The 11,483-nt window shown below is 68.3% G+C and carries 13 protein-coding genes; 11 read left to right on the top strand and 2 right to left on the bottom strand.

Features of this window, described 5'->3' with window-relative positions; translation table 11 throughout:
- Nucleotides 1–86 precede the first annotated feature (86 nt).
- The 10 genes from AB0A94_RS17000 to AB0A94_RS16955 all read left to right on the top strand — a co-directional run bounded on the left by AB0A94_RS17000 (nt 87) and on the right by AB0A94_RS16955 (nt 8,453).
- Nucleotides 87–524, top strand: coding sequence for a hypothetical protein (locus tag AB0A94_RS17000; RefSeq protein WP_217131088.1), 438 nt, complete (start codon nt 87–89; stop codon nt 522–524).
- Nucleotides 525–797: 273 nt separating this feature from the next.
- Nucleotides 798–1,568 (top strand): F0F1 ATP synthase subunit A, encoded by a 771-nt coding sequence (atpB, locus tag AB0A94_RS16995; RefSeq protein WP_361745284.1) that lies wholly within the window; start codon nt 798–800, stop codon nt 1,566–1,568.
- A gap of 75 nt (nt 1,569–1,643) precedes the next feature.
- The gene (gene atpE, locus AB0A94_RS16990; RefSeq protein ID WP_031485821.1) at nt 1,644–1,877 is read left to right on the top strand and encodes an ATP synthase F0 subunit C; all 234 of its coding nucleotides are present in this window, start codon (nt 1,644–1,646) and stop codon (nt 1,875–1,877) included.
- Nucleotides 1,878–1,918: 41 nt separating this feature from the next.
- Nucleotides 1,919–2,467, top strand: coding sequence for a F0F1 ATP synthase subunit B (locus AB0A94_RS16985; protein ID WP_361745009.1), 549 nt, complete (start codon nt 1,919–1,921; stop codon nt 2,465–2,467).
- Nucleotides 2,464–3,279: a F0F1 ATP synthase subunit delta gene (locus AB0A94_RS16980; protein WP_361745008.1), complete on the top strand. Its 816-nt coding sequence runs from the start codon at nt 2,464–2,466 to the stop codon at nt 3,277–3,279. The genes AB0A94_RS16985 and AB0A94_RS16980 overlap by 4 nt, the downstream gene beginning before the upstream one ends.
- 126 nt (nt 3,280–3,405) lie before the next feature.
- A complete protein-coding gene (atpA, locus tag AB0A94_RS16975; protein WP_361745006.1) occupies nt 3,406–4,995 on the top strand; it encodes a F0F1 ATP synthase subunit alpha in 1,590 nt (529 codons plus the stop codon).
- 21 nt (nt 4,996–5,016) lie between these two features.
- Entirely contained in the window at nt 5,017–5,934 is a 918-nt protein-coding gene (locus AB0A94_RS16970) for a F0F1 ATP synthase subunit gamma (protein ID WP_361745004.1), read from the top strand.
- Nucleotides 5,934–7,370, top strand: a complete 1,437-nt coding sequence (atpD, locus tag AB0A94_RS16965) for a F0F1 ATP synthase subunit beta (RefSeq protein WP_361745002.1) — start codon at nt 5,934–5,936, stop codon at nt 7,368–7,370. The genes AB0A94_RS16970 and atpD overlap by 1 nt, the downstream gene beginning before the upstream one ends.
- A gap of 130 nt (nt 7,371–7,500) precedes the next feature.
- Nucleotides 7,501–7,878: a F0F1 ATP synthase subunit epsilon gene (locus tag AB0A94_RS16960; protein WP_217131081.1), complete on the top strand. Its 378-nt coding sequence runs from the start codon at nt 7,501–7,503 to the stop codon at nt 7,876–7,878.
- 128 nt (nt 7,879–8,006) lie between these two features.
- Nucleotides 8,007–8,453, top strand: a complete 447-nt coding sequence (locus AB0A94_RS16955) for a DUF2550 domain-containing protein (RefSeq protein WP_361745000.1) — start codon at nt 8,007–8,009, stop codon at nt 8,451–8,453.
- 20 nt (nt 8,454–8,473) lie between these two features.
- Here AB0A94_RS16955 and AB0A94_RS16950 read toward each other — a convergent pair whose 3' ends face one another.
- Nucleotides 8,474–10,297 (bottom strand): glycoside hydrolase family 18 chitinase, encoded by a 1,824-nt coding sequence (locus tag AB0A94_RS16950; RefSeq protein WP_361744999.1) that lies wholly within the window; start codon nt 10,295–10,297, stop codon nt 8,474–8,476.
- A 137-nt stretch (nt 10,298–10,434) separates the two neighbouring features.
- Nucleotides 10,435–11,076, bottom strand: a complete 642-nt coding sequence (locus tag AB0A94_RS16945; RefSeq protein WP_361744997.1) for a response regulator transcription factor — start codon at nt 11,074–11,076, stop codon at nt 10,435–10,437.
- A gap of 182 nt (nt 11,077–11,258) precedes the next feature.
- Here AB0A94_RS16945 and AB0A94_RS16940 point away from each other — a divergent pair.
- On the top strand, nt 11,259–11,483 hold a 225-nt coding region (locus tag AB0A94_RS16940), incomplete at its 3' end, for a helix-turn-helix domain-containing protein (RefSeq protein ID WP_361744995.1).

Raw genomic sequence — 11,483 nt, 5'->3', positions numbered from 1 at the left:
CCGGCGCGAGGAATTCTCACTCGGCCCGGGGGTCTACGCTCGTCCATGACGACACCCTGCCCCCTGCGAAAAGCGGAGTTGCCGCCATGCCGTCCAACGACGTCCGGATCCTGGCCCAGGCCGCCGTGCCCACGGCTGCCGTCGGTGCGGTAGCCGCCGTCGTCAGTGCGGTGGTCGCCGGCGGCAAAGGGGCGATCGGTGCGGTCGCCGCGACCGTGGTCGTGATCCTCTTCATGGGGATCGGCCTCTACGTCCTGCAGCGCACCGCCAGGTCGCTCCCGCATCTCTTCCAGATGATGGGCTTGATGCTGTACGCGGCACAGATCCTGCTGCTGTTCATCTTCCTGTCGGTGTTCAGGGACACCACGCTGTTCAACCCCAAGGCCTTCGCGATCACGCTGGTCGCCGGCACCCTGACATGGATCGCCGCGCAGACCCGTGCCCACATGAAGGCCAAGATCCTCTACGTCGAGCCCGAGTCGACGACGAGCGGGAAGTCCGACAAGTCGGGGCACTCGTCGTGAGGGATAGGGCCGGGATAAAGGCACGTGAGAGATCCTGCTATCGTCCGGTGCCAACTGCGGCATCGCGGGCGCGGGCATCCGAGCTGACGCCTGCTCATTCGCGAGGCTTGATGCCCCCCAGCCGCCCCCACATCCGTAACACCTGTCCGGTGCCGAACCGCGGCCCTGCGCCGCGCCGACACAACGAGGTTGCCGTACCTATGCGTCACGCCGAAGGAGCCCGCGGTGAGTGCTGACCAGACCCAGCTCGCCTTTGACTGGAGTTGTCGGATCATGTCCGACAACGGGTGTGGCTTTCCGGCTCCGGGCCTGCACTCGTTCCTTTTCAAGCCGATCGCCACGGTCGGAGGGTTCGAGTTCAACAAGGTGATGCTGCTCGCCATCATCACCACCCTCCTCGTCATCAGCTTCTTCTACGCGGCTTTCGGCAGGGCCAAGGTGGTGCCGGGGAAGCTGCAGATGGTCGGTGAAGCCGGTTACGACTTCGTCCGCCGCGGCATCGTCTACGAGACCCTCGGCAAGAAGGAGGGCGAGAAGTACGTCCCCTTCATGGTCTCGCTGTTCTTCTTCATCTGGATCATGAACATCTGGTCCGTGATCCCGCTGGCCCAGTTCCCGGTCTCGTCGATCATCGCGTACCCCATGGTGCTCGCCGCGATCGTCTGGCTGATCTGGGTGTCGCTGACCTTCAAGCGGCACGGCTTCGTCGGCTTCTTCAAGAACGTGACCGGCTACGACAAGTCGCTGGGTGCGGTGCTGCCGCTGGTCATGATCATCGAGTTCTTCTCGAACCTGCTGGTCCGACCGTTCACCCACGCCGTGCGACTCTTCGCCAACATGTTTGCCGGCCACCTGATGCTGGTGATGTTCACCGTCGCCTCCTGGTACCTGCTGAACAGCTGGATGATCCCGGCAGCCGGCGTCTCCTTCGTCATGACCATGGTCATGATCCTCTTCGAACTTTTCGTGCAGGCCGTCCAGGCGTACGTCTTCGTACTGCTGGCCTGCTCGTACATCCAGGGCGCGCTCGCCGAACACCACTGAGCGACCCAGCCCGCACCCCCATGAACGTCCGGTGGCCAACCCCCGCCGGTCCTTGAAAGAGAAGGAAGAATCAGCATGGCTGCCCTTGAGACCCTCGCCGCCGTCGAAGGCAACATCGGTTCCATCGGCTACGGCCTCGCCGCCATCGGCCCCGGCGTCGGCGTCGGCATCATCTTCGGTAACGGCACCCAGGCCCTCGCCCGTCAGCCCGAGGCGGCCGGCCTGATCCGCGCCAACCAGATCCTCGGCTTCGCCTTCTGTGAGGCGCTCGCCCTCATCGGCATCGTCATGCCGTTCGTCTACGGATGATCGGACCCTGACGAGCCAACCTTTCAACGAAAGGCACTGATGTGATCGCCAACCTGGTACAGCTGGCGGCCGAGGAAGAGCAGAACCCGCTCATTCCTCCGGGCCCCGAGCTGCTCGTCGGCACCATCGCCTTCGCCATCGTGTTCTTCTTCTTCTGGAAGAAGCTGCTCCCGAACATCAACAAGGTTCTGGAGGAGCGCCGCACGGCGATCGAAGGCGGTATCGAAGAGGCCGAGGCCATGAAGGTCGAGGCCCAGAGCGTCCTTGAGCAGTACAAGGCACAGCTCGCCGAGGCCCGGCACGAGGCCGCGCGTCTGCGCCAGGAGGCGCAGGAGCAGGGTGCCGCGCTCATCGCCGAGATGCGGGCCGAGGGCCAGCGTCAGCGCGAGGAGATCGTCGCCGCCGGCCACGCGCAGATCGAGGCCGACCGCAAGGCCGCCGCGTCCTCGCTGCGCCAGGACGTCGGCAAGCTCGCCACCGACCTGGCCGGCAAGCTCGTCGGCGAGTCCCTCGAGGACCACGCCCGGCAGAGCCGCGTGATCGACCGCTTCCTCGACGAGCTCGACCAGAAGGCCGAGGCCGCGCGATGAACGGAGCGAGCCGCGAGGCCCTGGCAGCCGCACGTGAGCGTCTCGACGCGCTGACGGACTCCACGTCCGTGAACGCGGGCTCGCTCGCCGACGAGCTGGCCGCCGTCACCGCGCTGCTCGACCGCGAGGTGTCGCTGCGTCGGGTCCTCACCGACCCGGCGCAGGCCGGTGAGGCCAAGGCCGACCTGGCCCGGCGCCTGCTCGGCTCGCAGGTCAGCGGCCCGGCCGCGGACCTGGTGTCCGGCATGGTGCGCTCCCGCTGGTCGCAGTCCCGCGACCTGGTGGACGCGCTGGAGGAGCTGGCCGGCACCGCCGACCTCACCGCCGCCCAGAAGACGGGCGCGCTCGACGACGTCGAGGACGAGCTGTTCCGGTTCGGCCGGATCGTCTCCTCCAACACCGAGCTGCGCGCCGCGCTGACCAACCGGAGCGCCACCGCCTCCGCCAAGGGCGAGCTGCTGCGCAGCCTGCTCGGGGGCAGGGCGAACGCGACCACCGAGCGTCTGGTCACGCGTCTCGTGACCGCGCCGCGGGGACGTAGCCTGGAGTCGGGACTGGAGTCCCTGTCCAAGCTCGCCGCCGAGCGCCGCGACCGCATGGTGGCCGTCGTCACCTCCGCGGTGCCGCTGAGCGACCGGCAGAAGCAGCGCCTGGGCGACGCCCTCGCGAAGCTCTACGGCCGCCGGATGCACCTCAACCTCGACGTCGACCCCGCGGTCGTCGGCGGGATCCGGGTGCAGGTCGGTGACGAGGTCATCAACGGCTCCCTGGCGGACCGGCTCGAGGACGCGAGCCGTCGGCTGGCCGGCTGAGCAGAACATTCTGAATAGGCAGTACGTACTTACGGCCCTGGTTGGGCCGTGCAGAGGATTCCTGGGGGTCGCCCCCAGACCCCCCAAGTGAAACTTCGGGCCCAACAAGGAGAGCAGGGAACTCAGATGGCGGAGCTCACGATCCGGCCGGAGGAGATCCGGGACGCGCTGGAGAACTTTGTCCAGTCGTACAAGCCGGACGCGGCCTCGCGCGAGGAGGTCGGTACGGTCACCCTTGCCGGCGACGGCATCGCGAAGGTCGAGGGTCTTCCCTCGGCCATGGCCAACGAGCTGCTGAAGTTCGAGGACGGCACCCTCGGCCTCGCCCTCAACCTCGAGGAGCGCGAGATCGGTGCCATCGTCCTCGGTGAGTTCAGCGGCATCGAGGAGGGCCAGCCGGTCACCCGCACCGGCGAGGTGCTGTCCGTCGCCGTCGGCGAGGGCTACCTCGGCCGCGTGGTCGACCCGCTCGGCAACCCGATCGACGGCCTCGGCGAGATCGAGACCGAGGGCCGCCGCGCCCTCGAACTGCAGGCCCCCACGGTCATGCAGCGCAAGTCGGTGCACGAGCCGATGGAGACGGGCTACAAGGCCGTCGACGCCATGACCCCGATCGGCCGTGGTCAGCGCCAGCTGATCATCGGCGACCGCCAGACCGGCAAGACCGCCCTGGCCGTCGACACGATCATCAACCAGCGCGACAACTGGCGCTCCGGCGACCCGAAGAAGCAGGTCCGCTGCATCTACGTCGCCATCGGCCAGAAGGGCTCCACCATCGCGTCGGTCCGCCGCGCGCTGGAGGAGAACGGCGCGCTGGAGTACACGACCATCGTCGCCGCCCCGGCGTCCGACCCGGCCGGCTTCAAGTACCTGGCGCCGTACACCGGTTCGGCCATCGGCCAGCAGTGGATGTACGAGGGCAAGCACGTCCTGATCATCTTCGACGACCTGTCGAAGCAGGCCGACGCCTACCGCGCCGTGTCCCTGCTGCTGCGCCGCCCGCCGGGCCGTGAGGCCTACCCGGGTGACGTCTTCTACCTGCACTCCCGCCTGCTGGAGCGCTGCGCCAAGCTCTCCGACGACATGGGCGCCGGCTCGATGACCGGTCTGCCGATCGTCGAGACCAAGGCCAACGACGTGTCGGCGTTCATCCCGACCAACGTCATCTCCATCACCGACGGCCAGTGCTTCCTGGAGTCGGACCTGTTCAACGCCGGTCAGCGCCCCGCGCTGAACGTCGGTATCTCCGTCTCCCGCGTCGGTGGTTCCGCCCAGCACAAGGCGATGAAGCAGGTCTCCGGCCGTCTGCGCGTGGACCTCGCCCAGTTCCGTGAGCTGGAGGCGTTCGCCGCCTTCGGTTCCGACCTGGACGCCGCGTCCAAGGCGCAGCTGGAGCGCGGTCAGCGCATGGTCGAGCTGCTGAAGCAGGACCAGTACCAGCCGATGTCCACCGAGGACCAGGTCGTCTCCGTCTGGGCCGGCACCACCGGCAAGATGGACGAGGTGCCGGTCGCCGACATCCGCCGCTTCGAGAAGGAGCTCCTCGAGTACCTGCACCGCCAGGAGCAGGGCCTCATGACCTCCATCCGCGAGGGCGGCAAGATGTCCGACGACACCCTGCAGGCCGTGGCCGAGGCGATCGCGGCCTTCAAGAAGCAGTTCGAGACGAGCGACGGCAAGCTGCTCGGCGAGGACGCCCCGTCCGCCGCCAAGTGACGTAAGGAAGGGACCTGACTCATGGGAGCCCAGCTCCGGGTCTACAAGCGTCGCATCCGATCCGTCACCGCGACCAAGAAGATCACCAAGGCGATGGAGATGATCGCCGCCTCGCGCGTCGTCAAGGCGCAGCGCAAGGTGGCGGCCTCCACGCCGTACGCGCAGGAGCTCACCCGCGCGGTCACGGCGGTCGGAACCGGGTCGAACACCAAGCATCCGCTCACCACGGAGGCGGAGAACCCGACCCGTGCCGCGGTCCTGCTCCTCACGAGCGACCGCGGCCTGGCCGGCGCCTTCAACTCCAACGCCATCAAGGCGGCGGAGCAGCTGACCGAGCGCCTGGAGCGCGAGGGCAGGCAGGTCGTCACGTACATCGTCGGCCGGCGCGGTGTCGCCCACTACAACTTCCGTGAGCGCAAGATCGCGGAGTCGTTCACCGGCTTCACCGACGAGCCCTCGTACGCGGACGCCAAGAAGGTCGCGGCCCCGCTGATCGAGGCGCTCCAGACGGAGACGGCGGACGGCGGCGTGGACGAGCTCCACATCGTCTACACCGAGTTCGTCTCGATGATGACGCAGACGGCGGTCGACTCCCGGATGCTTCCGCTGCGCCTCGAAGAGGTCGCGGCGGAGACGTCCACCAAGGGCGAGATCCTGCCGCTGTTCGACTTCGAGCCCTCGGCGGAGGACGTCCTCGACGCCCTGCTGCCGCGCTACGTGGAGAGCCGGATCTACAACGCGCTGCTCCAGTCGGCCGCTTCCAAGCACGCCGCCACGCGGCGCGCGATGAAGTCGGCCACCGACAACGCGGGCGAGCTGATCAACACGCTCTCCCGTCTTGCCAACGCGGCCCGCCAGGCCGAAATCACCCAGGAAATCAGCGAGATCGTCGGTGGCGCCAGTGCCCTGGCCGACGCGAACGCGGGGAGTGACAGCTAATGACCACCACTGTTGAGACCGCGACGGCCACGGGCCGCGTCGCCCGGGTCATCGGCCCGGTCGTCGACGTGGAGTTCCCCGTCGACGCGATGCCGGAGATCTACAACGCCCTCCACGTCGAGGTCGCCGACCCGGCCCAGGAGGGTGCGCTCAAGACGCTGACCCTCGAGGTCGCGCAGCACCTCGGTGACGGCCTGGTCCGCACCATCTCCATGCAGCCCACCGACGGTCTGGTCCGCCAGGCCCCGGTGACCGACACGGGTTCCTCCATCTCCGTGCCGGTCGGCGACTTCACCACGGGCAAGGTGTTCAACACCCTCGGTGAGGTGCTGAACAGCGACGAGCAGTACACGGGCGAGCGCTGGCCGATCCACCGCAAGGCGCCCAACTTCGACGAGCTCGAGTCGAAGACCGAGATGTTCGAGACCGGCGTCAAGGTCATCGACCTTCTCACCCCGTACGTCAAGGGTGGAAAGATCGGTCTGTTCGGCGGTGCCGGCGTCGGCAAGACGGTGCTCATCCAGGAGATGATCTACCGCGTCGCCAACAACCACGACGGTGTGTCGGTGTTCGCCGGTGTCGGTGAGCGCACCCGTGAGGGCAACGACCTCATCGACGAGATGAGCGAGTCGGGCGTCATCGACAAGACCGCCCTGGTCTTCGGTCAGATGGACGAGCCCCCGGGCACCCGTCTGCGCGTGGCCCTCGCCGGTCTGACCATGGCGGAGTACTTCCGCGATGTGCAGAAGCAGGACGTGCTGTTCTTCATCGACAACATCTTCCGCTTCACCCAGGCCGGCTCCGAGGTGTCGACCCTGCTCGGCCGCATGCCCTCCGCGGTGGGCTACCAGCCGAACCTGGCCGACGAGATGGGTCTCCTCCAGGAGCGCATCACCTCGACCCGTGGTCACTCGATCACCTCGATGCAGGCGATCTACGTCCCCGCGGACGACCTGACCGACCCGGCCCCGGCCACCACCTTCGCCCACCTCGACGCGACGACGGTGCTCTCCCGTCCGATCTCGGAGAAGGGCATCTACCCGGCCGTGGACCCGCTGGACTCGACGTCCCGCATCCTCGACCCGCGGTACATCGCGGCGGACCACTACAACGCCGCGATGCGCGTGAAGAACATCCTGCAGAAGTACAAGGACCTGCAGGACATCATCGCGATCCTCGGTATCGACGAGCTCGGCGAGGAGGACAAGCTCGTCGTCCACCGTGCCCGTCGCGTGGAGCGCTTCCTGTCCCAGAACACCCACGTCGCCAAGCAGTTCACCGGCGTGGACGGTTCGGACGTGCCGCTGGACGAGTCGATCGCCGCGTTCAACGCGATCTGCGACGGCGAGTACGACCACTTCCCGGAGCAGGCGTTCTTCATGTGCGGTGGCATCGAGGACCTGAAGAACAACGCCAAGGAGCTGGGCGTCTCCTGAGCCCTGAGCTCGCTGTGAGCCATCCGGCTCACCCTTGAGGGGGCGGGCGCGTCCCGCCCCCTCATCCACGCCCCTTAGACTTGTAACCAACACCCGGCACAACCGCCGGGTGGTGACCCGAGGAGCCACCTTGGCTGCTGAGCTGCACGTCGCGCTGGTCGCGGCCGACCGAGAGGTCTGGTCCGGCGAGGCCACCCTGGTCGTCGCGCGCACCACGTCCGGCGACATCGGCGTCATGCCCGGTCACCAGCCGCTGCTCGGTGTGCTGGAGTCGGGCCCGGTGACCATCCGTACGCGTGAGGGCGGGACGGTCGTCGCCGCGGTGCACGGCGGTTTCATCTCGTTCGCGGACGACAAGCTGTCGCTGCTGGCCGAGATCGCCGAGCTGTCGGACGAGATCGACGTCCAGAGCGCGGAGCAGGAGCTCGCCCGTGCGAAGGCGGAGGACGACACCGAGGCCGAGCGCCGCGCGGATGTCCGTCTGCGGGCGGCGTCGGCGGGGCGCTGATCCCAGCGCGGTGAGATGACGTCACTCAGCCGCGGCCGGCACCGGAGCGATCCGGAGCCGACCGCGGCTGAGGCAGATCTGGATGATTTTTCCGTTCCGTTACCTAGGAGACGAGGAGGTCGGTGCCGATGATCCTCGCTCTGACTGTGTGCGGAATCGTGGTGGCCCTCGTGGTGGTGGGGCTCTTCGTCTTCGGCCTGCGCCGCCGCCTCATCCAGCGTTCCGGCGGAACGTTCGACTGCAGTCTGCGCTGGGACGCGCCCGAGTCGGGCGACTCCGGCGGCAAGGGCTGGGCGTACGGGGTGGCCCGCTACAACGGTGACCGGGTCGAGTGGTTCCGGGTGTTCTCCTACGCGCCCCGCCCGCGCCGCGTCCTGGAGCGTTCCGCGATCGAGGTGGCCGGCCGCCGCCTGCCCGAGGGCGAGGAGGAGCTGGCGCTGCTGTCGGACTCGGTGATCCTCGCCTGTCTGCACCGGGGCACGCGTCTGGAGCTCGCGATGAGCGAAGACGCGCTGACCGGTTTCCTCGCGTGGCTCGAGGCAGCCCCGCCCGGTCAGCGCGTTAATGTCGCTTAGTGCTTAGTGGTGCCTGAGAGTTACTTCAGACCGCCGTCGATGGCGCTGACCAGCTCGCCGTTGGCGGTGTCGCCGCTGAACTCCCAGAAGAAGGCGCCGCCCAGGCCCTGGTTCTTGGCCCAGGCCATCTTCGTGTTGATGGTGGCCGGGGTGTCGTAGGACCACCAGTTGGTGCCGCAGTGGGCGTACGCCGTGCCGGCGATGGTGCCGGTGGCCGGGCAGGAGTTCTTGAGGACCTTGTAGTCCTCGATGCCGGCCTCGTAGGTGCCGGCCGCCGGGCCGGTGGCGGTGCCGCCGGGAGCGGACTGGGTGACGCCGGTCCAGCCGCGGCCGTAGAAGCCGATGCCGAGCAGCAGCTTGCTCGCCGGGACGCCCTTCGCCTTCAGCTTCGCGATGGCGGCGGCCGAGTTGAAGCCCTCCTGGGGGATGCCGGCGTACGACGTCAGCGGCGAGTGGGGGGCCGTGGGACCGTCCTTGTCGAAGGCGCCGAAGTAGTCGTACGTCATCACGTTGTACCAGTCGAGGTACTGCGCGGCGCCGCCGTAGTCGGCAGCGTCGATCTTGCCGCCGTCCGAGCCGTCGGCGGTGATGGCGGCGGTGACCAGGTAGTCCTTGCCGAACTCGGCGCGCAGGGCCTGCGAGAGGTTCTTGAAGGCCGCCGGGCCGCTGGTGTCACAGGTCAGACCGCAGGCGTTCGGGTACTCCCAGTCGATGTCGATGCCGTCGAAGACATCGGCCCAGCGCGGGTCCTCCACGACCTGCTTGCAGGACTTGGCGAACGCGGCCGCGTTCTGCGCGGCCTGGCCGAAGCCGCCGGAGTAGGTCCAGCCGCCGAAGGAGTACAGCACCTTGATGTGCGGGTACTTCGCCTTCAGCTGGCGCAGCTGGTTGAAGTTGCCGCGCAGCGGCTGGTCCCAGGTGTCGGCGGCGCCGCTGACGGACTGGTCGGCGGTGTAGGCCTTCTCGTACGCGGCGAAGGTGTCGTCGACGGTGCACTGACCGTTCTTGACGTTGCCGAACGAGTAGTTGATGTGGGTGATCTTGGCGGCGGAGCCGGACGTCACCAGGTTCTTGACGTGGTAGTTGCGGCCGTAGACGCCCCACTCGGTGAAGTAGCCGAGCTTGACCTTGTCGCCGGTGGGCGGCTCCTCGGTGTCACCGGTGGTGCGGACCTTCACCGCGCCGCTGACCGGGCCGGTCTGGTCCGCGGTGTCACGGGCCTGCACGGTGTACGAGTAGTCCGTGCCCTTGCTGAGGCCGGTGTTCGTGTACGAGGTGCCGGTCACGGTGGCGACCTTGGCGCCGTCGCGCAGCACGTCGTAGTTCTTGACGCCCTTGTCGTCGGTCGCCGCCGCCCAGGACAGCTTCACCGAGGTGTCGGTGATGTCCGAGGCGGTGGGGGTGCCGGGAGCGGAGGGGGCCGCGTCGCCGGGGACCTCCGGGCCGCCGTCGCAGCTGCCGCCGTTGAGCTTGCAGCCGGTCGGGGCGCCGGAGCCGCTGCCGTTGAAGCCGAAGGAGACCGACGCCCCGGGGGCGAGGGTGCCGTTCCAGCCGAGGTTCTTGGCGGTCCAGTGGTCACCGGAGTTGGTGACGGTGGCGTCCCAGGCGGAGGTGACCTTGGTGCCGGAGGGGAAGTCCCACTCGACGGTCCAGGAGCTGAGGGTCGTGGTGCCGGTGTTCTTCACCGTCCACTTGCCCTCGAAGCCGGAGCCCCAGTCCTGGGTCTTGGCGTAGGTGGCGGTCGCCGAGGTGGCGGCCTGGGCGGGGCTCGCGAGGGCGACGAGGCCGGAGAGGGGGAGCAGCAGGGTCGCGAACCCTGCGGCGGCTTTATGTCTGAAGCGCATGCTGCGCCTCCTTATGGGGAGAAGCCGTCGAGGGCGTGACTGAGCCATCACGCCCGCAGTGCCGCGAGAATAGAAAGGTCTGGACCACAGGTCAATAGGTCTGGACCACTTGCCCTCGCCGTCCCCCTGTGCTTCCGCTAGATCCCCAACTCTTGCGCCAGCACCGCCGCTTGCACCCGGCTGCGCAGCTCCAGCTTGCCCAGCAGACGGCTGACGTGCGTCTTCACCGTCGCCTCCGCCATGTCGAGGCGCGCCGCGATGTCGGCGTTGGACAACCCCTCGCCCAGACAGGACAGCACCTCGCGCTCGCGCCGGGTGAGGGCGTCCAGCACCGCCGGATCGACGGTCGCCCGGCGGGCGGGCTTCGCGGCGAACTCCGCGATCAGCCGCCGGGTGACGGCCGGGGCGACGACGCCCTCCCCCCGTGCCACCGTGCGCACCGCTGTGATGAGGTCCTTCGCGTCCGTGTTCTTCAGCAGGAACCCGGCGGCCCCGGCCCGCAGCGCCCCGAACACGTACTCGTCGAGGTCGAAGGTGGTCAGCACCAGCACGTCGGCGAGCCCCTCCCCGACCACCCGCCGGGTCGCCGACACCCCGTCCAGGCGCGGCATCTGCACGTCCATCAGCACCAGGTCGGGACGGAGTTCACGGGCGAGCGCCACCGCCCGCTCACCGTCCCCGGCCTCGCCGACCACCTCGATGTCGGGCGCGCTGCGCAGGATCAGCACCAGTCCGGCGCGGACGGCGGACTGGTCCTCGGCGACCAGGACCCGGATCATCGGTGCTCTCCTTCGTGGATGCCCCCGGCTTCAGCCGGGGGTGGGGGTACCTCCCGCTCGCGGGGGAGAAACGAAGCTCCCGCGGAGCAGGGTAGGGAAAGCCGGTTCGCCGTCAGGGCGGACCGGCGTCTGTCCCCAACTGTCGGCAGCCTGTCACAAACTGATGGGCTGGTATGTGAACCGTGCGGACCACCCCTGTGAAGCGGGCGTTCAAGTACCGCTTCCATCCGACCGATGCGCAGGCAGCCGAGCTGTCGCGCACGTTCGGTTGCGTGCGGAAGGTCTACAACCTGGCTCTTGCGGCGCGCACCGAGGCGTGGACGCGGCAGGAGCGGGTGAACTACAACCAGACGTCGGCGATGCTGACGGCCTGGAAGAAGACCGAGGAACTCGCGTACCTCAACGAC

It is taken from the genome of Streptomyces sp. NPDC044984 (assembly GCF_040646935.1).
Lineage (GTDB): Bacteria > Actinomycetota > Actinomycetes > Streptomycetales > Streptomycetaceae > Streptomyces.
The sequence above is the reverse complement of the archived record's forward strand: the minus strand, read 5'-3'. Positions and strand labels throughout refer to the sequence as shown.

Excerpts from the sequence above, each read along its gene's own strand:
- atpB (WP_361745284.1), top strand. The coding sequence starts at position 798 with ATGTCCGACAACGGGTGTGGCTTTCCGGCTCCGGGCCTGCACTCGTTC.
- AB0A94_RS16950 (WP_361744999.1), bottom strand. The coding sequence starts at position 10,297 with ATGCGCTTCAGACATAAAGCCGCCGCAGGGTTCGCGACCCTGCTGCTC.
- atpD (WP_361745002.1), top strand. The coding sequence starts at position 5,934 with ATGACCACCACTGTTGAGACCGCGACGGCCACGGGCCGCGTCGCCCGG.
- AB0A94_RS17000 (WP_217131088.1), top strand. The coding sequence starts at position 87 with ATGCCGTCCAACGACGTCCGGATCCTGGCCCAGGCCGCCGTGCCCACG.
- AB0A94_RS16980 (WP_361745008.1), top strand. The coding sequence starts at position 2,464 with ATGAACGGAGCGAGCCGCGAGGCCCTGGCAGCCGCACGTGAGCGTCTC.
- AB0A94_RS16945 (WP_361744997.1), bottom strand. The coding sequence starts at position 11,076 with ATGATCCGGGTCCTGGTCGCCGAGGACCAGTCCGCCGTCCGCGCCGGA.
- atpE (WP_031485821.1), top strand. The coding sequence starts at position 1,644 with ATGGCTGCCCTTGAGACCCTCGCCGCCGTCGAAGGCAACATCGGTTCC.
- AB0A94_RS16955 (WP_361745000.1), top strand. The coding sequence starts at position 8,007 with ATGATCCTCGCTCTGACTGTGTGCGGAATCGTGGTGGCCCTCGTGGTG.
- AB0A94_RS16970 (WP_361745004.1), top strand. The coding sequence starts at position 5,017 with ATGGGAGCCCAGCTCCGGGTCTACAAGCGTCGCATCCGATCCGTCACC.
- atpA (WP_361745006.1), top strand. The coding sequence starts at position 3,406 with ATGGCGGAGCTCACGATCCGGCCGGAGGAGATCCGGGACGCGCTGGAG.